The sequence below is a fragment of the Mesorhizobium sp. M0698 genome, from assembly GCF_040320455.1.
GTDB lineage: Bacteria > Pseudomonadota > Alphaproteobacteria > Rhizobiales > Rhizobiaceae > Mesorhizobium.
This window is the reverse complement of record NZ_JAMYPQ010000004.1, coordinates 20505-40143: the sequence shown is the minus strand read 5'-3', so window position 1 is coordinate 40143 and position 19639 is coordinate 20505. Positions and strand designations below refer to the sequence as shown.

Sequence of the window (19639 nt, the reverse complement as noted above, 5' to 3'; positions counted from 1 at the left end):
GCGGATGGTCGGGACGATCAAGATCAGAAGCGGAGACCTGTCCGCTGAAATCGTCCCATCGCTTGGGGCAGGTCTTGCGAGACTGGACCATGGACGCGTGCCGCTCTTCAGGCCTTGGCCAAACGGCGGGAGCAGCAAACCGTTCGACCTTGCCTGCAACCTGCTTTTGCCATGGTCAAATCGCATCTCGGGCGGCGGGTTCACATTCGACTCCAAATTCCACGAACTGCCTGCCAATGTTGCAGGCGAGCCATTTCCCATTCATGGCAATGGATTTTCGAGCGAGTGGGACGTCGACAGCGTAACGCAGGACAACGCAAAGCTGTCGCTCATCAGCAACGGGCCCGGCCCATACCGATATCGCGCCGAGGTGAGCTACGCGCTGGCCGGACAGGGGCTCGAGTTGAAACTTCGCATCGTCAATCGGGCCTCGATCAGATTGCCGTTCGGGCTTGGCATCCATCCATGGTTCCCGAGAACGGCACGAACCGCGCTTCATGCGCCGGCCTCGCAGGTTTGCCTCGAACTGCCCAACCACCTCCCTGAACGGTTTGTGGATGTCAAAACCCATCCCGACTGGGATTTCGGCGCCCCAGTCGTATTGCCGAGTGGATGGATAAACAATCTGTTTGCCGGTTGGAACGGCGTCGCTACCATATCGTGGCCGGAGCACAGTTGCAGCCTGCGGATTGAAGCTTCATCGCCCTTGAATTTCTACCTGGTCTATTCGCCATCGGACGAGAGCGACTTCTTCTGTTTTGAACCGGTCAGTCATGCTGTCGATGCTCACAATCGTGGTTCGATCGACAAATGGAATGGACTGTCGGTGCTTGGGCCCGGCGAGAGCCTGGCAGCCCGTTGCAACTTCGCCGTCGGTTAAACGGACGTCTGCGGCGCCCTCGAATTGGCGGATGTCGATGTCCGACAGCATGTCCGGGGAGAACGAAGCCGGCTTTTTGTCCAAACGGAGTTTGGGAAAAGGGACTCAACCGACCGGGAACCCGTGAGCCGGTTCGACGTTTGCCGAACGTCGCGGCGCTCCAAATGTGCCTGGCAGGATTGGATCGATGACAGGTGTTGAACCAAAGGAATTCGTGCTCGCAGGCATCGTCATGAAGCGACTGGTCTCCGGCGAACAGACGGGAGGCTTGTTGAGTCTCTTCGAAAACAGAAGCGACGGGCACACGAAAACGCCAATCCATGTTCATGCGAATGACGACGAGACGGTCTACGTCATCGAAGGGCACTTGACCGCAATTGTGGGCGGTGTGGTCCGAACGCTCTCGCCCGGCGAGAGCATGTTTTTGAAGCGGGGCATCCCGCACCAGCTTATGAATCCCGGCAATCAGCTCGTTCGCTATATCCTGATAGACACGCCAAGTGTGTTCGAGCAGTTTCTCGCCGAAGGTGGCCATGAACGCAGCAAGGGAGAGGTGGTGGGGCCGCCGACGCCTGCCGATATCGAGCGGCTCAAAGTAGCCGCGCCGAAGTTTGGGATTACGCTTCTGCAGGACTGGCCGGCAAGAGAGTAGATGGCTTCGTGATGGCGGCTTGGATCGCCGCTAAAGCCGGCCCTTGCCCGAGGAACCGGTATTGGCTAGCCGCCGGCAATCCAATCCGAGAGGCTGCGGGCAAAACTTCGCGGCACGATGAGTTCGCACGCGGTCTCGCCGGTGCGCAGGAAGAGCACGGGCACGTGATGGAAGGATGTTTGCACGGCGCGGCCCGGAGCGGCGGCCGGCGCGTGCCAGTCGACGGCAATGCAGCCGGACAGAAGTCTTGCGATACCAGGGCCGGCCATTTTCAAACGAACACGACCTTCCCCGAGGGGCACGGAACAGCCGAGATCGGGGTCGACGATAAGGGCTGGCGCTTCTGTGCCTTCGTCGAGAGCCAGCCAAAGGCGGCGAGGTGCAACGCGGATGGTTAAAAGGCCCTTGTGGCGAACCGTCTCTCCGACCGAAGCGGGAAGTTTCGTGTTGAGCGACGCCGAGACGCTCTTTTCGAATTGTCTCAGTGTCGCGTCCCAGCCCTCGATCTGGATAAGCGGACAATCCGCCACGGACAGGCTGAAATCCCGAGAAGAGGTCAAGCTAGCCATGCAGCCGTTCTCCCTGCGGATCGATGAATACCGGCGAGACAACGCGGGCGCGAACCGTTTCGGCCTTCATCGGATAGACCGCCACGAGCTCGCTTCCTTCTGCCGCGACATCGCCGGCAAGCAGCGCCAGTCCGACATAATGGCCGCGTTCGGGGCTGTAGGTGACGGAGGTGACGCGACCGCGCCCATGGCCATGGGGTTTCTCATCCGGCAGGAACAGGATGGCGCCGCCGCGCAGGCGTTTTCCCTCTTCGATGCATTCCAGCCCGACCAGGCGCTGCCGGTCGGGAGCCTGGAAGGCGGGGCGCCGTCGCAGGACGTCGCCGACGAAGCCGCTGCGTTTGCCGGCCATGCGGCCGAGGCCGAGATCGTCGAGCGTCGTGCGCCCATCGATCTCAGGTCCGGCGACATGGCCCTTTTCGACGCGCAGCGCGCCGAGCGCCTCGACGCCGTAAGGCTTCAGGTCGAATGATCTGCCGGCCTCGAGCAGACGGCTCCAAAGCTGTTCACCGGCAGTGGCGCCGATATAGACTTCGTAAGCGCGCTCGCCGGAATAACTGAGACGCAGGATGCGGAGCGCACGGCCCTCCCATTCGCTTTCGAGTAGCCCCATATGCGAAAGCGCCGCGTCGGAAACCTCGAGACTAGGAAAAGCAGCGCTGAGGATCGCGCGGCTGGCAGGCCCGGCAACCGACATCGCCGCCCATTCATCGCTGACCGAGGTAACGGCCACGCGCAAATCCGGCCAGGCCGTGTCGAGCAGGAATTCGAGACGCGACAGCACATCGGCGGCCTTGGCGGTCGAAGTGGTCATGAAGAACCGGTTTTCCGCCAGCCGCGTCGTGGTGCCGTCGTCGAAGACGATGCCGTCGTCGCGCAGCATGACGCCGTAGCGGGCGCGGCCTACCGCCAGTTTGGCAAAGCCGTTGGCATAGACGCGGTCGAGGAAGATTGCCGCATCCGGGCCCTGGACATCGATCTTGCCGAGCGTGGAGATGTCCATCAGGCCCGCCGCCTGACGTACGGTCCGCATTTCGGCGACGTAGGCCTCGTTCACGTTACGCCCCGACTGCCGGTAGAAATAGGGCCGCATCCAGAGCCCGACCTCGAGCATCTCGGCGCCGTTTGCCATGTGCCAGTCGTGCATCGGCGTGCGGCGGATCGGCTTGAAATGATGGCCTATGGCGCGCCCGGCAAGCGCCCCGATCGCCACGGGCGTATAGGGTGGCCGAAAGGTCGTGGCGCCGGTCTCGGGGATTGTTGCCTTGCGCAGGGCGGCCATCGCGGCAAGTGCGGCAAAATTGCTGGTCTTGCCCTGGTCGGTGCCCATGCCGAGCGTGGTGTAGCGCTTCAGGTGCTCGACCGATTCATAGCCCTCACGATGGGCGAGCTCGATATCCCCGGTCGTCACGTCCATCTGGAAATCGACGAAGGCCTTTCCACGTCCAACGGAAGGGATCTCGCGAAGTGAACTCGTGGCGGTCTTGTCGAGATCGAGTTTCGACGGAGCGGGCACCGGCGCCGACTTGCCGCAGGAGGCTGCGGCCTCGCTACCGGCGCGATGACCGTCGTCGATGGCATCGGCCGTCGCATAAGTTCCCATCATCGCGCCGGCGCCGAACCGGCCGGCCGGAAACGAACCCGGCACGAAGCCGTCGATGTCGTCGCGGTAGGTGGGCTTGCTCCCCAGGTGCGAGGTGAGATGCACAGTTGGCGACCAGCCGCCGGAGATGCAGACCAGGTCACAGGCGGCCGAGGATTGTCCCTCCGGCCCGTTGAGCGTTACTTGCCTGACGGCATGGCCGCCGTGCAGGTCGACGATGCGCGTTGCGGCCCGCACCACCACGCCGAGCCGTGCGGCTTCCGCGGCAAGTGCTGCGGGCGGGACGGCGCGCAGATCGGCAACCGTCACCTCCGCGCCGGCTGCGGCATAGTCGAAGGCGGTGCGCCAGGCACCGTCATTGGTGGTGGCGACAATGATTTTCTTGCCCGGCAGGACGGCGAATCGATTGAGGTAGGTCCGGGCGGCCGAGGCAAGCATGACGCCGGGCCGGTCATTGTTCGAGAACACCATCGGCCGCTCGATGGCGCCGGTGGCGAAAACAATCGAGCGGGCGCGCAGCATAGTGACCGTTTGCCGGGCCTCGCCATTCGGCTGCGGATCGGTTGGATCGCGCTGTTCGACCAGTCCAAGGACATTGCCGTCATAGCTGCCGAAAGCGGTCGTCCGCTTCATCAGCGCGACGGTTTCGAAGCCCTCCAACTCGGCCTCGGCCTGCCTCAGCCATGCGGCCGCTGCGCTGTCGGACGGTTCCGCCAAAAGCTGGCCGCCAAGCAGAAAATCCTGCTCGATCAGCGCAACCCGCGCCCCGGCCGCGGCCGCTGCCCGCGCCGCCGACAATCCCGCCGGGCCGCCGCCGACAATGGCGACATCGGCGAAGGCATGACGAACCTCATAGCGGTCGGGATCGGGGTCGGTGCCGGCCCTGCCCAGGCCGGCCGCCTTGCGGATGAAATGTTCGTAGAACATCCAGGCGCGGCGCGTCGGGCCCATGAAGGTCTTGTAGTAGAAGCCGGCGGACAGAAACGGTGCCAACAGCCCGTTGACGCTTTGCACGTCGAAGGCAAGCGATGGCCAGCGGTTCTGACTCTCCACGACCATGCCGTGGGCGAGTTCCAGTGTCGCCGCCGGCAGGTTCGGCTCGCGCCTGCCGGCGCTCCCGAGCGTAACCAGTGCATTCGGCTCTTCGGGCCCGGCGGAAAAAATGCCGCGCGGGCGATGATATTTGAAGCTGCGCCCGACCAGGGTAACGCCGTTGGCGAGCAGCGCCGAGGCAAGCGTGTCGCCGCGATACCCAATCAGCTTGCGGCCGTCGAAGGTGAAATTGACCGGCACCTCGCGACGGATACGGCCACCCACTGGCAGGCGTTTGCGGTTCGAACTCATGCCGGTTGTTTCCTGACAGTCGATTTCCTGGCGAAGTCGACGGATGCGATCGCGTGGTTGCGTGTGTCGCGTTCGATCACCAGCCATTGCCGGCAACCGGTCACGTGCTGCCAGAATTCACGGTGCGGGCCGGCCGGGTTTGTCCTGATATAGACGTAGCGGTACCAGGCCTCCGGATCGGGATCGTCATGGGCCGGACGCGTGACCGAGGCATCGCCGCCATAGCGGAACTCGTCATGGTCGCGCGGGCCGCAGCAGGGGCATTCGATGCGCAGCATTTTGTCCCGCCTCCTATTGCAGCCAGGCGGAAGGGCCGACACCGGCCTCATCGAGCGTGTGGCCGGTGCGGAAACGATCGAGCCCGTAGGCCGCGACCAAGGGATGCGGCTTGCCGGTGGCGATCGTGTGGGCGAAGCACCAGCCGGACGCCGGCGTCGCTTTGAAGCCGCCATAGCACCAGCCGCCGTTGAGATAGAGGCCGTCGATCGGCGTCGGGCAGATGATCGGGCTGGCATCGGGCGTCATGTCCATGACGCCGCCCCAGTGGCGCAGCAGCCGGACGCGCGAAATGCACGGCATCAATGCAATCGCCGCCTCCGCGACCTCGCGCACGACACCGAGATTGCCGCGCTGGGCGTATGAATTGTAGCCGTCGAGATTGCCGCCGAAGACCAGTCCGCCCTTGTCGGACTGGCTGACGTAGAAATGGTCGGCGCCGTAAGCGACGACGTGATCTACCAACGGCTTCAGCGGCTCGGTGACGAAAGCTTGCAGCACATGGCTTTCGATCGGCAGTTCAAGGCCGGCCTTGGCACCGAGCACGGATGTATGACCGGCAACAGCGAGGCCGACCTTGCCGGCGCCGATCCGGCCTTTCGTCGTTTCGACGCCGACGATACTGTCGCGGTCGCGGAGGAAGCCGGTCACTTCGCAGTTCTGGATGATGTCGACGCCATGGCCGTCGGCGGCGCGCGCATAGCCCCAGGCGACGGCGTCGTGGCGCGCCGTGCCCGCCCGGCCCTGGAAGATAGCGCCATGGATCGGAAAGCGGGCGGTGTCGGAAAAATCGAGATAGGGCACGAGACGGCGCACCTCGTCGCGGTCGAGGATATCGGCATCAATGCCATTCAGCCGCATGACATTGGCGCGGTGGCTGAAGCCGTCGAGCTGATCGGCCGAATGCGCCGTGACGAGCTGGCCGCGCTGCGAGAACATGACATTGAAGTTCAGCGCCCGCGACATGCCCTCCCAGAGCTTCATCGAGAATTCGTAGAACTGGGTGTTGCCGTCGAGCAGGTAGTTGGAGCGGATGACGGTGGTGTTGCGGCCGACATTGCCGCCGCCGACATAACCCTTTTCGAGCACGGCGACGTTACGGATGCCGTGGTTCTCGGCGAGGTAGAAGGCGGTGGCGAGGCCGTGTCCGCCGCCGCCAATAACGATCACGTCATAGGACGATTTTGGCTCCGCTGCCCGCCAGGCGCGCTGCCAATTCTTCTGGCCGGACAGCGCGTTGCGCAAGATCGAAAATGCCGAGTAGCGCGCCATGTGTGCAGGCCTATCGAACGATCGGGCCGGCCGGCGTGCGGGTAAGCACTTCGGCGCCCGCATCGGTCAACAGCACCGTGTTGGAAACGAAGTCATCGCCGCGACCGGTGCCCATCAGCCATGACAGGATGTGGAAGCTCATCCCGGTCTCGATCTCGAGGTCGGAATCGTGCCTCAAGCCGGTCACCGAATTGCCGCCGGTCCATGATGGCGGCTGGCCGGCGCCGACAAGATAACCGCAGTGATGGCGGCGATAGTGGGAAAGACCCGCCTCGTCAGCGACAGCCTGCCAGGCGGCGTAGACATCGCGCGCCTTGGCGCCCGGCCGCAACGCCTCGACGACAGCGTTGAACGCCTTGGCGGTCACTTCCGCCATTGCGGCGTCTTCGTCGCTGATGTGGCCGATGCGAACGAGCCGGCCGAGCGGGGCGTGGTAGCGTGAGATGCACCCGGACAATTCGACAAAGACCGGCTCGCCCTTGCGGTAGATCCCGTCGCCCCAGGTCGTGTGTTCTTCACCCAGGCGCGCGGCCGGGCGGATGAACGGTCCGAAGCCCGGCGCATGACCGCCGGCGCGGATCATTGCCGCAACACATTGGGCGGCGACCTCCTGTTCGGAAGCGCCATCCGAGATCGCGGCGATCGCGGCACCGGCACCGGCGTCCGTCACCTTTGCGGCCCGCCGCATCAGCACTTGTTCGTCGGCGCTCTTCACCCGCCGCATCTTGTCGATCAGACCGGAGACATCGCTCCACTTGGCATCGGCTTGCATCTGGAGTGCCACGGCAAGTCCATGGCTAAGGCCGGCCGTCCAGTATTCGAGACCGATCCGCTTGCCGGACAGGCCGAGCTCCGCAAGCACCCGCGCGGCAAGGTCGGCCGCCGTTTCGCTGTCGGAGTGACCACGGAATTCCGCTGCCTTTACCTGCTTCTCGATCGTCACCATTTCCATCGAGCGGGTGACCAGGACAGGTTTTCCCTGGAGCGGGACGATCAGCAGGTGAGGGGCAAAATACCCCCAGTGATCGAGCCCGGTGAGATAGAAGACGTTCTCCGGCGAGGCGAAGACCGCCCCGTCGAGCTCGCGCTCGGCTAGAGCAGTACGGACCTTGGCAAGGCGGCCAGCGATTTCGGCTTCGGAAAACGGATTGCGGTCCATCGGGCGTCCTCGTGCTTGTTGCCGGCTTGCTGGCGGGCATGGTCTTTTCGGCAGCCGGTTTCCCGGCCGCCATGTCAGTCGATGACGACGAGTTCGCGCGCCACGTCGCAGAGGCGTTCGCCGCCGCGATCCGTGACGACGAAGGATTCCGAGATGGCGATGCCGAAATCGTCGAGCCAAACGCCGGCCATGAAATGGAAGCACATCCCGGGCTGCATCTCGGTGGTGTCGCCGGGACGAAGGCTTGCGGTGCGTTCACCCCAATCGGGCGGATAGGCGAGCCCGACCGGATAGCCGACGCGGCTTTCCTTCTTCAGCCCGTTCTTCCTCAACACTGCCTGCCAGGCGGCTTCCACCTGTTCGGCGGTGTTGCCGGGGCGCGCCTTCTCGAGGCCAGCGTCGACGCCCTCGACGATCACCTTGGCCATGTCGAGGATGGCTTGCGGCGGCTTGCCGAAATGTACCGTCCGGGTCAGCGCCGCATGATAGCGGCGCCGCACGCCGGCGATCTCCAGAATGGCGAGGCCGCTGTCCGGCAGCGGCGCGTCGGACCACGTCAGATGCGGCGTGCTGGTGCCCTCGCCAACGGGCATCAGCGGACAGATCGCGGCATAGTCGCCGCCCGCTCCGGGCACGCCCATGATCTGTGCGTGATAGATTTCGGCAATGACATGGTTCTGCGGCACGCCAGGCCGCATTTTCTCGATGGCGCGGTTCATGGCATGCGTGCAGATCGCACCCGCCTCGCGGATCAGCACCAGCTCGGCCTCGGATTTGACCAGCCGCGCCCAGTTGACGAGATCGTGGTTGTTGGCGAAGTGCGCGTCGGGCAGCCCTTGGACCAGATGGGCGTGGCAGCGCGCCGTATAATAGTGCGCGTCCATCTCGACGCCGATGCGGGCCTTTCCCCAACCGCGCGACCGGATCAGTTGGGCGAGTTCGTCATAAGGGTGTTCGACGGGCTGCTGCACCAACCGTTCCGAGAACGGCACGATGTTTTTCTCGGGCAGGCCGGTGGTCAGGCGTGCGCTCTTGGCATCCTGTGCCCTGCCGAACCAGATCGGCCGGTCTTCCTCCAGATGGACGAGCACGCACTGCGGAACGTAGAACGACCATCCATCATAGCCGGTCAGCCAGCACATGTTGGCGGGATCCTGACAAACGATGAGATCGAAGCCGGCTTTTTGCATGCGTGTCTTCACGCCGGCGAGGCGTTGCCCATACTCCGCTTGCGTGAATGTCCCGAAGCCGTTCGCGGTCGCCACCGAAATCCTGCCTTCCAGGTACGCCGTTTGCCTTTTGTAAATGGCAACTAGGCCAAATTGTGCACAACTCGACGTCAATTTGCTGGCTAACTGCGAACTATCGTCGAATTTTCATGGTTTCTATATCTCTGCTTGCGAAATGTCTAGGGCAGTTGTATACGTCTGATCAAGCAGGCGTCGACCTCGAAGAAGGCCGCGCCCTGGGAACCATCCACAGTTGTCCAATGGGAGAAAAGCATGCTCAAATCATCGATATCGCGCCGTATGGTCGTGAAGGCGGCTGCCTGCATCGCGCTCGCCGCGACGTCATTGACCTCGTTGTCCGCTCACGCGGAAACCACCCTCGAACGGGCCAAGAAGGACGGCTACATCCGCGTCGGTTTCGCCAACGAGGCGCCGTTCGGTTACGCCACGCCAGACGGCAAGCTGACCGGCGAGGCCCCTGAAGTCGCCAAGGCGGTGCTCGCCAAGATGGGCATACCGCAGGTCGACGGTGTTTTGACCGAATTCGGCTCGCTCATTCCGGGTCTCAAGGCCGGCCGCTTCGACATCATCGCCGCCGGCATGTTCATCACTCCGAAGCGCTGCGCCGAGATCAACTACTCCGAGCCGTCCTACGGCATCGGCGAGGCTATGCTGGTGGCAAAAGGCAATCCGAAAGGCATCAAGGATTTTTCCAGCATCAAGGACAATCCGGATCTCAAGCTTGCCGTGATGGCCGGCGCCGTCGAAGGCGGCTTCGCCAAGGAAGCGGGCGTTGCCGGTGGGCAGATCGTCTCCTTGCCCGACCAGTCAAGCCTGGTCGCCGCCGTCCAGTCGGGCCGCGCCGATGCGGCCGCGCTGACCGCTCTTTCGATCGCCGACATGGCCAAGAAAGCCGACGGCGTCGAATCGACCAAGCCCTTCGGCGAGGTCGCCGGCAAATCGGTAAAAGGTCATGGCGGCTTCGGCTTCCGAAAGGAAGACACCGACCTGCAGGAGGCTTTCAACGCCGAGCTGAAGAAGTTCCTCGGTTCGCCGGAGCATATCGCGCTGGTCGAGCCACTCGGCTTCGGCAAGGATTATCTCCCCAACAAGACCACCGCAGAGCTCTGCGCTGGCAAATAGGTTCCCAACTGCTGGCGGCGCGAAAGCGCCGCCCTTTTTCCTTGGGGGAATCGCATGGGTATCCGTACGCTCGTTGCCATGCTGGTCATCGCGCTTGTCGTGATCGGTGCCTTGGCAACACAGGAATCATATCAAGTGTTTATGCCGGGGCTGCTGCAAGGCGCGGTCCTGACAATCGAGATCGCCGTCCTCGGCAGCCTGCTGGCAATTGTCATGGGCGTGCTTGCGGCACTTGCAAGGATGTACGGCCCGACGCCGCTCAGATGGCTGGCCACGGTCTATGTCGAGATCTTCCGCGGAACGTCGGCACTGGTGCAATTGTTCTGGCTGTTTTTCGTGCTCCCGCAATTCGGCGTCACGATCAACGCGTTCGTGGTGGCGGTGCTCGCGCTCGGCCTGAATGTCGGCGCCTATGGATCGGAGTGCGTGCGCGGCGCGATCCTGTCCGTCGCCCGCGGGCAGTGGGAAGCGTGTACGGCATTGAACATGAGCCGCCCGCAGATGTTGCGTCGGATCATCCTGCCGCAGGCCTTTGTCGCGATGATCCCACCCTGGGGCAATCTGTTCATCGAGCTTCTGAAATCGACGGCGCTGGTCTCGCTGATCACGCTTTCGGATCTCGCCTTCAAGGCGCAGCAAATGAACCAGAACACGTTCAAGACCATTCCGATCTTCACCCTCGTTCTTTTGATGTACCTGGCAATGTCGCTGGTTGTGACCATCGGCATGCGGCTTCTTGAAAGGCGGGCGTCGCTCGGACTGGCGCGGGGGAAGGCGGCATGATCTGGGATTGGGGATTTGCCCTGGAAATCCTGCCGGTGCTTGCCCGCGCCGCCGTCATTTCCATCGAAGCGACGCTGATCGGCTTTGCGCTTGCCGCCTCGCTCGGCCTGGTGCTGGCCGTTGTCCGCATTGCCGTGCCATGGACCAGCTGGACGATTTCGGTGCTGGTCGAGCTGATCCGCTCGACCCCGCTGCTCATCCAGATATTCTTTCTCTATTTCGTCTTTCCGAAATTCGGTGTCGTGCTCGACGCTTTCACCGCCGGGGTGCTGGCCATCGGCATCCACTACGCCGCCTATTGCTCCGAGGTCTATCGCGCCGGTTTCGACAACATCCATCGCGGCCAGTGGGAAGCTTCGATCGCGCTCAATCTCTCGTCCTGGACGACGTTTCGCGACATCATCATTCCGCAGGCGATCCCGCCGATCGTTCCGGCGCTCGGCAATTATCTGGTGGCCTTGTTCAAGGAAACGCCGTTGCTTTCCGCAATCGCCGTGATGGAACTGATGCAGACCGCCAAGATCATCGGCTCCGAAACGTTCCGCTACACCGAGCCGATCACGCTGGTCGGCCTGTTTTTCCTTGCCATGAGCCTGGTTTCGGCGGCGCTCATCCGCTCCCTCGAAGGGCTGCTCAACCGGAGGACCACCCGATGACTGAACAACCGATGGTCCGCTTCGACAATGTATCGAAACGCTACGGCACGTTAACCGTTCTCGACGGGCTCAATCTCGAAATAGCGCGCGGCGAAAAAGTCTCGGTCATCGGTCCGTCGGGTTCGGGCAAGACGACGGTGCTGCGCATGCTGATGACGCTGGAGACGATCAATGACGGCGTCATCTGGGTCGAAGGCGAGCCGCTGACCCATATGGAAAGGAACGGCAAGCTTGTTCCCGCCGATCTCGCCCACATCCGCAAGATCCGCGCCAAGATCGGCATGGTGTTCCAGTCGTTCAACCTGTTTCCGCATATGACGGCGATGCAGAACTGCATCGAGGCGCCGATAACGGTGCTCGGAATGAAGCGGGCGGACGCCGAGGCACGAGCGGCCGAGCTGCTGGAGCTGGTCGGTCTGGCCCAGAAGAAGGACCACTATCCGTCACAGCTTTCTGGTGGCCAACAGCAGCGCGTCGCCATCGCCAGGGCGCTGGCAATGCGGCCCAAGATCATGCTGTTCGACGAGGTGACGTCGGCGCTCGACCCGGAGCTTGTCGGCGAAGTGCTGCAGGTGATAAGGCAAATCGGGCGCGAGCATGATCTCACCATGCTGATGGTCACCCATCAGATGGGCTTCGCCAAGGAGTTTTCCGACCGCGTTTGTTTCTTCTATCAAGGCAAGATCTGCGAGCAGGGACCGCCAAGCGAACTGTTTGGTGCTCCCAAGAACGAGCGGACACGGCAATTCCTGCACGCTGTCCTGGAGGCTGGGTGACGATCGAGACAGAGGCCAAGCCGCCCACGACGGTGACCGCCGCGCCGCCGCGCCCGCTCTCCGCGCGGGAGCGGTTCGAGCGCATCTACCGGATATTGCGCGACCGCATCTGCCTGCTCGATTATGCGCCGGGAAGCCACCTTTCCGAGGAAGAACTTGCCCAGGAATTCGAGATCAGCCGCACGCCGGTCCGGCGCGTGCTGGCGCGCCTTGAATCCGAGGGTCTGGTTCAATCCGTCCACGGCGTCGGCACGATCGTCACCGACGTCGACATCGAGGAATTACAGCAGGTCTATCATCTGCGCCTGGAGCTGGCGCTCCTCGTCGGCAAGCTTTCGCCGATCCCGCGCACGGCGGACGACCTCGACCGGATACGGGCGCTCATCGCGCGCTGCGATTCCGATATACTCAATCCCGACCAGCGCGCTTTCCTGCGCCTCAACATGGACTTTTTCTACGAACTCACAGCCATGACCGGCAACCAGCCGCTGCGCGAGATCAGCGAGCGCCTGTATTTTCAGGTCGCGCGCGTCGTCCTGAAGCTGATGCCGCAATTGGGCCTTGTCGAGGAATTCACCGCGTTCCGCCGCGAAATGGAAGAGGTCCTTGCCGCGGCCGAAATCGGCGACTGGGAGTCCATCGGGCACATAAGGCGGGCGCATATCTCAATGAGCTTCCGCCGCATGATGCGTCACGCAGGCGAGGCGAATCTGGATAGAGCTACATAATCAGCCCCCGTAAGATTTTTGCTGGTGGACTGCCGTCGCGCTGCGTTTGCCAGGGAAAGCATGGCCGCCAGCCCGATGCCGACAGAATTTGCCAGCACCGGCGATGACTAACGCGGTTCGATACTGCAGGCCGGCGCCGCCCTTAAAGAGGATCCTCACTCGGTATGTTGGCGGGATTCCAGACGACCTCCCACAGATGTCCGTTCGGGTCGCGGAAATATCCGGCATATCCGCCAAAGAACGTGTCCCGGGCAGGCTTGATGATCTCGGCTCCGGCGCGGGCGGCCTCATCCATCACTTGATCGACTTCTTCGCGGCGCACAACGTTGTGGCCGATTGTGAACGAGGTCGAGGTAATCGGCGCCTTGGGCAGGCCGGTGTCGTAGGCGAGGTCGTCCTGAGCCCAGATCGCGAGCTTCAACCCGCCGGACAGCGTGAAGAACGCGACGGCGCCATGCTCGAACTCGCGGCCGATGATCCCTTCCGTCGGCAAGCCGAGACCGTCGCGGTAGAATGCGAGAGAACTCTCGAGGTCGGCGACGGCGATAGTCAAAACCGAAATGCGCGGTTTCATGGCAGTCTCCTCTGGTTGTCGGAGATACCAGGATAAAGTCGGGCGACAGTGAAGACTTGAACAAAACGGCCAACAGCGTGCCGCCAAGTCGAAGAACGCGCCGAGGTTTCACTCGTTGTGCAGCAGGTGATGAATCTGTCGCGGGGTGCTTCCCGTCAGGCGGCGGCTCTCGCGGACAAGATGCGCCTGATCGGAATAGCCCGCCTCGGCCGCCAGCATGGCGGTGGAGCTGTTGGAGTGGCTCGAAAGCCTCAGAAAGTGCTGGTAGCGGAGGATACGGTCAATCGTCTTAGGGCCATAGCCGAAGCTCGTGTCGAAGCGCCGGCGCAACGTCCTTTCGCTCATCTCGAGCGCGCGCGTCGGGTGGCGGCCCGCGCTCAATCAAGCGATATGCCGCCTGCATGGGAACGTCTGGCGCGCGGGAGGCCGCCTCCTCGGCGACGACCTGTTGGAGCGAGCAGGCCAGATCCTCGAGATTGTCGCCAGCGCGCACGCGGCTGGCGAGGCGGCGAGCTCGCGCGCCCCACAAATCCTCGAGCGACAGCCTCTGGCCGACAAGCTCGATTTGCGGCACGCCGAGCCATGCCGCCGCCGTGGCAGGATGGAAGCGCAAGCCGATCACGACCTCGTCTGCCGCCAGAACCTCGGTCTGCGGCTCCTTATCGGGGCCGGCAACTCGGAAGCTGCCTCCGATCCATTGCAGATCGATCGTTGCGTCGGGCATGATGACGATTGGCGGTGCGCCCGCCGGGTCCATTCGATGCACCCACACCGAAGCAAAGCTCCCGTGAAGCCGCGCCGACGCTGGACGTTGCTGAAATGAACCCGTTGCCTGTGCTGGGACGGGATCGCTCATCTCGCTCCTCTTCGGACTAGCGGCGGTGAACCTACGGCGCAGCGGCTGCGCCCGGCCGTCGCTCGAGGCAACAATCTGCACGACCGACAACGTCTTCCAATCGAGAACGGTTGCAAGAATCGGTCGTTTTCTTCCGGCCGGAATGAAGAGGGCAGGTTAGGGGTGATGCCACGCGCATCGCCTCGGCAGCGCCGTGTGAAGCCATACGTCGATGGCCGTTTCGTTTAATCCGGTAAGCGAGATGCGTGCTTATCTTTCGGCGTCGTACATCACACGAGAGGTATGCGTCATGAGCAACAACAACGATCAACGGATCGACTACGTCGAATTCAACGTGAAAGACATTCAGCGGTCACGCGACTTCTACGGAAAGGCCTTCGGCTGGACCTTCACCGACTACGGCCCGCAATATTGCGAGTTCAACGACGGGCGCTTGTCAGGTGGCTTTGCCGCTGGCCCAGCGAGGTCCGGAGGAGGCCCGCTCGTCATCCTCTATGCAGATGATTTGCCGGGAACGGTCAAGCGGGTCGAGCAGGCGGGAGGCAAGATCGTCAGGCCGATCTATGGATTCCCGGGCGGCCGGCGCTTCCATTTCGCGGACCCGGATGGTTACGAGCTTGCGGTTTACACCGAGGACGGCAGCAAGGAATGATCGCGTTCTTCCACCACCTCGGATTGGTTTTGCTCGGCAGCGTCTTTATCTGGGCGGGCGCCGAGCATTTCCTCAGGTTCCGGGCGGTTGCAGCGTCCCTGGCCGAGCGGGGCTTTCCTGCTCCCAGGCCTCTTCTCGCGGCCGGATCGGTGCTGGAGATTGCAGGCGGCTTTTGCCTAGCAACGGGCCTTGGTGGACCCTTTCCCGGCGCGGCCTTGGCCGTATTCACCATTGCGGCGTCTTTCATGGCGCTCAACTTCTGGCGCTACAGCGGTGATGAATGCGAAGCGCTTCGTACCGGCTTCACCATCAATGTTGCCGTCTTGGGCGGGTTGATTGTCGCCGCGACCACTAGCCTGTGATCATCGTTTCGAGGCGGCGGGCCACTGGACACCACGTCAGAGCCATTCCATGACGCTGCGCTGCTTGAGCAGTTCATTGATGGCTTCCGCAAGGCCGGTCTTCCGGCGTGACCTCCCAAACGGCCAGCATTGAACGCGGCGCTCTGTACAAAGCCTACTTCAAGATCGCGGCGACGATGAGTCCCATCCCCTGCGGTCCTCCTCTAAGGTAACGGCGCCTTGGCTGTCACGGGTCGCCTTAGGCGCTCACGAATGCCTTGGGCAATGTGGATGAAGGCAGCGCACCTCGTAAACATGCAAGTTCACATTTTTAGCGGCGTGAGCAGGCGGTCCCTGAAAATCCGTGTTCTGATGTCGTTGCCTCCTCGGCACCGTTCGTGCGACCTATTCCTCAAAGCGACCCGTGGCGTCACGATCGCGCTCGTACCGTCTCGTGAGCGGAAACGGCGGCAACCAGGACTCGCGTCGGATGATCCAGCTTTCGTAGGTTGGCATCAGTTGGTCAGGCGCATCCAGGGACCCCAGGTTTACTTCGATTTCGTCTGCGGTGCGTCCGAAAATGGAGGAGCCGCAGCGGGGACAGAAAAACCGCCCGGCGTAGTCGCGTGTTTCGCCGTCGATCGTCACCGCATCCTCAGGAAAAATCGCGGAAGCGTGAAAAAGGGCGCCATGATGCTTGCGGCAGTCAAGACAGTGACAAAGGCCGACCCGGTATGGGCGCCCCGACGCGATAATTCGGACGTTGCCGCACAGGCAACCGCCGGTGAATCGGTCCATGCTGCGTCTCCTCCAAAATCAAGCGGCCGGAATGGTTACAACGACCGGCACTGTTGTTGCAATCGCCGCGCCGCGGGCGGGGACACGTCGTTCTTCCGTGGCGATGACATTGCAGCCGCCTCTCTATGCCTTGCGCGAGCTTGCCGCCGAAAATAGGCTTTGGTTTGTCATATGGAACGAAACGGCGCGTTCCATTGAGCCGCCAACTCGGCGGCCGAGGCGATCTTGACACCGCAGTCGGCGAGTATGCGTGCGACGGTCGCTACCAGTTCGGCGTTGGACGAGGCTATGCTGCCGTCCGGAAGGAAAAGATTGTTTTCGAAGCCGACCCGGACATGGCCGCCAAGCAACGCGGCGGCGGTCACGCACGCCGCTTCGTTGCGGCCGAAGGCGCAGACGCTCCAATGGTCGAAGCGCGGCATGTTCGCCGCAAGGAATGGCAAGAGATCGGCAGGAACGGACGTCTGTCCCGGCGTGTAGCGGCCCAGCACGTAGAGAACCGGTATGCTTGCCCACGGGATCAGTCCGCGCTGCTGCATGTCCGAAAGCCTGACGGCCTCCTCGGGCGAATAGAGGATGATCTGCGGCGCAACCCCCTCGGTGTGCAGCCAGGCCATGAAGCGCACGAAGGCGAGTTCCGATCCGGCATCAGGAACGATTTCGCGAAGCGCCAGGGAGACAGCTTGCGGCTTTACATCTTGTACGACGGCCATCTGTTGGGCCGGCGAATAGATACCGAGCGCTTCGGAGGTGATCTGGATTACCAAGCGGTCGCCGGCAGCACCGCGGATGGCGGCGATCGCCTGGCGGTAGGCGTCGGCGTCGAGCAGATGATTGTCGCTTCTGTCACGGACATGAACGTGGATCATAGCCGCACCGGCATCGGCGCATTCCGCGGCCGTCCTCGCAAGTTCGGCTGGTGTCAGCGGAATCGCCGGATGGTCGGCCTTGCTGCGACGTCCCCCGTTCGGGGCGACGGCTATGGCGATGCGGTCGAGACCATGGGCCGGCTTCATGGGGACGTTCTGTGAGTGACAAGATTCATATGAATCGATCTTTGATCACACTGAAACAGACGTTGCAATCGCTGGTCTGGCGAGCTAGCAATATCCATGGACCAGGGAGAGCTTGCTGGACAGATCGTCAGTGCCTTCGACGGCATGTCGGCGCAGCTTCGGTCCGCTGCGCGCTATGTCCTTGATAAGCCGTATGATGTCGCGCTGTTGTCTATGCGCGAGCAGGCTCGGCACGCAGGAGTGCAGCCGGCGACGATGACGCGGCTGGCCCAGCATCTCGGCCTTGATGGCTACGAGGCGGTACGCGATATCTACGCCGCCGCGATCCGGGACGGCGAAATCGGTTTCGCCGGCAAGGCGGGCCTTCAGGTGGCCAGCCAAAAGCTCAAGGGCGACCACGCGCTGGCGGCCGATATTCTGGATTCGATTTCCAGCCAGCTTTCCCATCTCGCCGAAGGCAGGTCGATCGACCGTCTGGTCGAGACGGCCAGGGCGCTGAGTGCGGCAAGGCGCGTCTATTGCCTCGGCCTGCGCTCGAGCCACGCAGTCGCCTGGCATCTGCATTACATCCTGTCACTGATCGGCGAGAAGTCGGTGCTGCTGCACGGCATCGGCGGAACCGATGGCGACGCTCTGGCCCATGCGACCAAGGACGACGTGCTGATCGCCGCCAGCGTCCTGCCCTACACGCGCTTCACCATCGAGCTTGTCGAGTACGCTGCCGGCCGCGGCGTACCGGTCATTGCGATCACCGACAGCGGGGTAGCGCCCTTGGCGCTGCTTGCCGATCACCTAGTCGTCGTGCCGACCGGCAGCCCGTCCTTTTTCCACACCATGACGCCAGCTTTCATCGTTGCCGAGGTCCTCGGTGCTCTTGTCGCAGGGCAGGCAGGCGAGGGCGCTGTTGAGTCGCTGCGACGTTTCGATGAGCAGGGCGCCGCTCTCAAGACCCATCTGAACCAACGTCCGCCGAAGAAAATGCCCATGAGGGACCGTCGATGACACACATTCTTCATCGAACCATCCACTCGACGCTGCCGGTCGCCATTCGCGGCCAAGGCATCGAACTGTTCGATGCCGAGGGCAAGTCCTATATCGACGCGTCGGGCGGCGCGGCCGTGTCCTGTCTCGGCCACGGCCATCCCGACGTGATCGCTGCACTGCACACCCAGCTTGACCGCATCGCCTACGCCCACACCAGCTTCTTCACCACCGAGGTGGCGGAGCGCTTGGCGGATCGGCTGGTCGAGGACGCGCCGAAAGGCTTGGACCACGTCTATCTAGTCAGCGGCGGCTCGGAGGCGGTCGAGGCCGCGCTCAAGATGGCCAGGCAATATTTTGTCGAGAAAGGCGAGCCGCAACGGCGCCATCTCATCGCACGCCGGCAGAGCTATCACGGCAATACGCTCGGCGCTCTCGCCACCGGCGGCAACGAATGGCGCCGCGCCCAGTTCAGGCCGTTGCTTATCGAGACCCACCATATCGACCCCTGTTACGCCTATCGCTATCAAAAGCATGGCGAAAGCGACGAAGCCTATGCGGCGCGCGCCGCCCAGCAGCTCAAAGACAAGATCCTCGAACTCGGCCCGGACGAGGTCATCGCCTTTGTCGCCGAGCCGGTGGTGGGTGCCACGCTCGGCGCGGTGCCGCCGGTCGCGGATTACTTCAAGCACATTCGCGCGATTTGCGACCGCTACGGCGTGCTGCTCATTCTCGACGAGGTGATGTGCGGCATGGGCCGTACCGGCACTCTGCATGCGTGCGAGCAGGACGGCATCGCTCCCGACCTGCTGACCATCGCCAAGGGACTTGGCGGTGGCTACCAGCCGATTGGCGCGGTGCTGCTCGGCCGGCATATCTTCGATGCCTTTGCCCAAGGCTCGGGCTTCTTCCAGCATGGGCATACCTATATGGGCCATCCAATGGCAGCGGCGGCCGGCCTTGCCGTGCAGGAGGTCATCCGGCGTGACGGTCTGCTCGACAACGTCAGCGCAATGGGCGCGCAGCTGGACGAACGCCTGCACCAACGCTTCGATAACCACGATCACGTCGGCGACATTCGCGGGCGGGGTCTATTTAGGGGAATCGAGCTGGTGGTTGATCGCGCCAGCAAGGAACCATTCGACCAGAGGCTTGAACTCAACGCCCGCATCAAGCGCGAAGCAATGGCCCGCGGCCTGATGATTTATCCGATGGCCGGGACGATTGATGGTGTGCGGGGCGTTCATGTGCTTGTGGCGCCGCCATTCATCATTTCCAAACAGAATATCGATCGGATCGTCGAACGGCTCGGTGAGGCGATCGACGCTGCGATCGCTTCAGCGGCCTGACC

At 62.9% G+C, this 19639-nt stretch carries 22 protein-coding genes; 11 read left to right on the top strand and 11 right to left on the bottom strand.

The window, feature by feature from the left end:
* Nucleotides 1-4: 4 nt before the first annotated feature.
* Nucleotides 5-880 (top strand): aldose 1-epimerase, encoded by an 876-nt coding sequence (locus tag NKI16_RS10570; RefSeq protein WP_352678314.1) that lies wholly within the window; start codon nucleotides 5-7, stop codon nucleotides 878-880.
* Between the two features lie 187 nt (nucleotides 881-1067).
* Nucleotides 1068-1532 (top strand): cupin domain-containing protein, encoded by a 465-nt coding sequence (locus tag NKI16_RS10565; RefSeq protein ID WP_352571191.1) that lies wholly within the window; start codon nucleotides 1068-1070, stop codon nucleotides 1530-1532.
* A 65-nt stretch (nucleotides 1533-1597) separates the two neighbouring features.
* Here NKI16_RS10565 and NKI16_RS10560 read toward each other — a convergent pair whose 3' ends face one another.
* The 6 genes from NKI16_RS10560 to NKI16_RS10535 form a co-directional block, all read right to left on the bottom strand.
* Nucleotides 1598-2101 (bottom strand): sarcosine oxidase subunit gamma family protein, encoded by a 504-nt coding sequence (locus tag NKI16_RS10560; protein ID WP_352839400.1) that lies wholly within the window; start codon nucleotides 2099-2101, stop codon nucleotides 1598-1600.
* Nucleotides 2094-5048, bottom strand: a complete 2955-nt coding sequence (locus NKI16_RS10555) for a sarcosine oxidase subunit alpha family protein (protein ID WP_352571195.1) — start codon at nucleotides 5046-5048, stop codon at nucleotides 2094-2096. The genes NKI16_RS10560 and NKI16_RS10555 overlap by 8 nt, the downstream gene beginning before the upstream one ends.
* On the bottom strand, nucleotides 5045-5326 hold the full coding sequence (locus NKI16_RS10550; protein ID WP_352839398.1) for a sarcosine oxidase subunit delta: 282 nt from the start codon (nucleotides 5324-5326) through the stop codon (nucleotides 5045-5047). The genes NKI16_RS10555 and NKI16_RS10550 overlap by 4 nt, the downstream gene beginning before the upstream one ends.
* Before the next feature lie 13 nt (nucleotides 5327-5339).
* Nucleotides 5340-6596 (bottom strand): sarcosine oxidase subunit beta family protein, encoded by a 1257-nt coding sequence (locus NKI16_RS10545; protein ID WP_352571198.1) that lies wholly within the window; start codon nucleotides 6594-6596, stop codon nucleotides 5340-5342.
* A gap of 10 nt (nucleotides 6597-6606) precedes the next feature.
* The gene (locus NKI16_RS10540) at nucleotides 6607-7755 is read right to left on the bottom strand and encodes a M24 family metallopeptidase (RefSeq protein ID WP_352571200.1); all 1149 of its coding nucleotides are present in this window, start codon (nucleotides 7753-7755) and stop codon (nucleotides 6607-6609) included.
* A 74-nt stretch (nucleotides 7756-7829) separates the two neighbouring features.
* Nucleotides 7830-9020 (bottom strand): M24 family metallopeptidase, encoded by a 1191-nt coding sequence (locus tag NKI16_RS10535; protein WP_352839393.1) that lies wholly within the window; start codon nucleotides 9018-9020, stop codon nucleotides 7830-7832.
* Between the two features lie 237 nt (nucleotides 9021-9257).
* Here NKI16_RS10535 and ehuB point away from each other — a divergent pair, with 237 nt between their 5' ends.
* From ehuB to NKI16_RS10510, 5 genes are read left to right on the top strand one after another with little or no spacing between them, the layout of a single operon-like run.
* Complete coding sequence (gene ehuB / locus NKI16_RS10530; protein ID WP_023717021.1) at nucleotides 9258-10127, top strand: ectoine/hydroxyectoine ABC transporter substrate-binding protein EhuB; 870 nt, start codon at nucleotides 9258-9260, stop codon at nucleotides 10125-10127.
* A gap of 54 nt (nucleotides 10128-10181) precedes the next feature.
* A complete protein-coding gene (gene ehuC / locus NKI16_RS10525) occupies nucleotides 10182-10910 on the top strand; it encodes an ectoine/hydroxyectoine ABC transporter permease subunit EhuC (protein WP_023674258.1) in 729 nt (242 codons plus the stop codon).
* Complete coding sequence (ehuD, locus tag NKI16_RS10520) at nucleotides 10907-11566, top strand: ectoine/hydroxyectoine ABC transporter permease subunit EhuD (RefSeq protein WP_023674259.1); 660 nt, start codon at nucleotides 10907-10909, stop codon at nucleotides 11564-11566. Before ehuC ends, ehuD begins: the two co-directional genes overlap by 4 nt.
* The gene (gene ehuA, locus NKI16_RS10515; RefSeq protein WP_023717024.1) at nucleotides 11563-12342 is read left to right on the top strand and encodes an ectoine/hydroxyectoine ABC transporter ATP-binding protein EhuA; all 780 of its coding nucleotides are present in this window, start codon (nucleotides 11563-11565) and stop codon (nucleotides 12340-12342) included. The genes ehuD and ehuA overlap by 4 nt, the downstream gene beginning before the upstream one ends.
* On the top strand, nucleotides 12339-13070 hold the full coding sequence (locus NKI16_RS10510) for a GntR family transcriptional regulator (protein WP_023674261.1): 732 nt from the start codon (nucleotides 12339-12341) through the stop codon (nucleotides 13068-13070). The genes ehuA and NKI16_RS10510 overlap by 4 nt, the downstream gene beginning before the upstream one ends.
* Before the next feature lie 142 nt (nucleotides 13071-13212).
* Here the strand turns inward: NKI16_RS10510 and NKI16_RS10505 are convergent, their stop codons facing one another.
* The 3 genes from NKI16_RS10505 to NKI16_RS10495 all read right to left on the bottom strand — a co-directional run bounded on the left by NKI16_RS10505 (nucleotide 13213) and on the right by NKI16_RS10495 (nucleotide 14401).
* Nucleotides 13213-13644, bottom strand: a complete 432-nt coding sequence (locus NKI16_RS10505; RefSeq protein WP_352571204.1) for a VOC family protein — start codon at nucleotides 13642-13644, stop codon at nucleotides 13213-13215.
* A 108-nt stretch (nucleotides 13645-13752) separates the two neighbouring features.
* Nucleotides 13753-13974, bottom strand: a complete 222-nt coding sequence (locus tag NKI16_RS10500; protein WP_352922713.1) for a helix-turn-helix domain-containing protein — start codon at nucleotides 13972-13974, stop codon at nucleotides 13753-13755.
* Entirely contained in the window at nucleotides 13934-14401 is a 468-nt protein-coding gene (locus tag NKI16_RS10495) for a hypothetical protein (protein WP_352922712.1), read from the bottom strand. The genes NKI16_RS10500 and NKI16_RS10495 overlap by 41 nt, the downstream gene beginning before the upstream one ends.
* 388 nt (nucleotides 14402-14789) lie before the next feature.
* Between NKI16_RS10495 and NKI16_RS10490 the strand changes: the two genes are divergently transcribed.
* Nucleotides 14790-15152 carry a VOC family protein gene (locus NKI16_RS10490; RefSeq protein ID WP_031211108.1) on the top strand — a complete coding sequence of 121 codons (363 nt, stop codon included), beginning with the start codon at nucleotides 14790-14792 and terminating at the stop codon, nucleotides 15150-15152.
* Nucleotides 15149-15514, top strand: a complete 366-nt coding sequence (locus NKI16_RS10485) for a DoxX family protein (RefSeq protein ID WP_352571207.1) — start codon at nucleotides 15149-15151, stop codon at nucleotides 15512-15514. The genes NKI16_RS10490 and NKI16_RS10485 overlap by 4 nt, the downstream gene beginning before the upstream one ends.
* Before the next feature lie 384 nt (nucleotides 15515-15898).
* Here the strand turns inward: NKI16_RS10485 and NKI16_RS10480 are convergent, their stop codons facing one another.
* Together NKI16_RS10480 and NKI16_RS10475 are read right to left on the bottom strand one after the other, a co-directional pair.
* Nucleotides 15899-16291: a GFA family protein gene (locus tag NKI16_RS10480; protein WP_352571209.1), complete on the bottom strand. Its 393-nt coding sequence runs from the start codon at nucleotides 16289-16291 to the stop codon at nucleotides 15899-15901.
* A gap of 167 nt (nucleotides 16292-16458) precedes the next feature.
* On the bottom strand, nucleotides 16459-17307 hold the full coding sequence (locus NKI16_RS10475; RefSeq protein WP_352839388.1) for a beta-keto acid cleavage family enzyme: 849 nt from the start codon (nucleotides 17305-17307) through the stop codon (nucleotides 16459-16461).
* Between the two features lie 96 nt (nucleotides 17308-17403).
* Here NKI16_RS10475 and NKI16_RS10470 point away from each other — a divergent pair, with 96 nt between their 5' ends.
* Nucleotides 17404-18309, top strand: a complete 906-nt coding sequence (locus tag NKI16_RS10470) for a MurR/RpiR family transcriptional regulator (RefSeq protein WP_352839386.1) — start codon at nucleotides 17404-17406, stop codon at nucleotides 18307-18309.
* Nucleotides 18306-19637: an aspartate aminotransferase family protein gene (locus NKI16_RS10465; RefSeq protein WP_352839383.1), complete on the top strand. Its 1332-nt coding sequence runs from the start codon at nucleotides 18306-18308 to the stop codon at nucleotides 19635-19637. The genes NKI16_RS10470 and NKI16_RS10465 overlap by 4 nt, the downstream gene beginning before the upstream one ends.
* Nucleotides 19638-19639 lie beyond the last annotated feature (2 nt).

Excerpts from the sequence above, each read along its gene's own strand:
- NKI16_RS10555 (WP_352571195.1), bottom strand. The coding sequence starts at position 5,048 with ATGAGTTCGAACCGCAAACGCCTGCCAGTGGGTGGCCGTATCCGTCGC.
- NKI16_RS10550 (WP_352839398.1), bottom strand. The coding sequence starts at position 5,326 with ATGCTGCGCATCGAATGCCCCTGCTGCGGCCCGCGCGACCATGACGAG.
- NKI16_RS10540 (WP_352571200.1), bottom strand. The coding sequence starts at position 7,755 with ATGGACCGCAATCCGTTTTCCGAAGCCGAAATCGCTGGCCGCCTTGCC.
- NKI16_RS10495 (WP_352922712.1), bottom strand. The coding sequence starts at position 14,401 with ATGGACCCGGCGGGCGCACCGCCAATCGTCATCATGCCCGACGCAACG.
- NKI16_RS10475 (WP_352839388.1), bottom strand. The coding sequence starts at position 17,307 with ATGAAGCCGGCCCATGGTCTCGACCGCATCGCCATAGCCGTCGCCCCG.
- NKI16_RS10465 (WP_352839383.1), top strand. The coding sequence starts at position 18,306 with ATGACACACATTCTTCATCGAACCATCCACTCGACGCTGCCGGTCGCC.
- NKI16_RS10485 (WP_352571207.1), top strand. The coding sequence starts at position 15,149 with ATGATCGCGTTCTTCCACCACCTCGGATTGGTTTTGCTCGGCAGCGTC.
- ehuB (WP_023717021.1), top strand. The coding sequence starts at position 9,258 with ATGCTCAAATCATCGATATCGCGCCGTATGGTCGTGAAGGCGGCTGCC.
- NKI16_RS10545 (WP_352571198.1), bottom strand. The coding sequence starts at position 6,596 with ATGGCGCGCTACTCGGCATTTTCGATCTTGCGCAACGCGCTGTCCGGC.
- NKI16_RS10565 (WP_352571191.1), top strand. The coding sequence starts at position 1,068 with ATGACAGGTGTTGAACCAAAGGAATTCGTGCTCGCAGGCATCGTCATG.
- ehuA (WP_023717024.1), top strand. The coding sequence starts at position 11,563 with ATGACTGAACAACCGATGGTCCGCTTCGACAATGTATCGAAACGCTAC.
- NKI16_RS10490 (WP_031211108.1), top strand. The coding sequence starts at position 14,790 with ATGAGCAACAACAACGATCAACGGATCGACTACGTCGAATTCAACGTG.
- ehuD (WP_023674259.1), top strand. The coding sequence starts at position 10,907 with ATGATCTGGGATTGGGGATTTGCCCTGGAAATCCTGCCGGTGCTTGCC.
- NKI16_RS10505 (WP_352571204.1), bottom strand. The coding sequence starts at position 13,644 with ATGAAACCGCGCATTTCGGTTTTGACTATCGCCGTCGCCGACCTCGAG.
- ehuC (WP_023674258.1), top strand. The coding sequence starts at position 10,182 with ATGGGTATCCGTACGCTCGTTGCCATGCTGGTCATCGCGCTTGTCGTG.
- NKI16_RS10560 (WP_352839400.1), bottom strand. The coding sequence starts at position 2,101 with ATGGCTAGCTTGACCTCTTCTCGGGATTTCAGCCTGTCCGTGGCGGAT.
- NKI16_RS10480 (WP_352571209.1), bottom strand. The coding sequence starts at position 16,291 with ATGGACCGATTCACCGGCGGTTGCCTGTGCGGCAACGTCCGAATTATC.
- NKI16_RS10570 (WP_352678314.1), top strand. The coding sequence starts at position 5 with ATGGTCGGGACGATCAAGATCAGAAGCGGAGACCTGTCCGCTGAAATC.
- NKI16_RS10470 (WP_352839386.1), top strand. The coding sequence starts at position 17,404 with ATGGACCAGGGAGAGCTTGCTGGACAGATCGTCAGTGCCTTCGACGGC.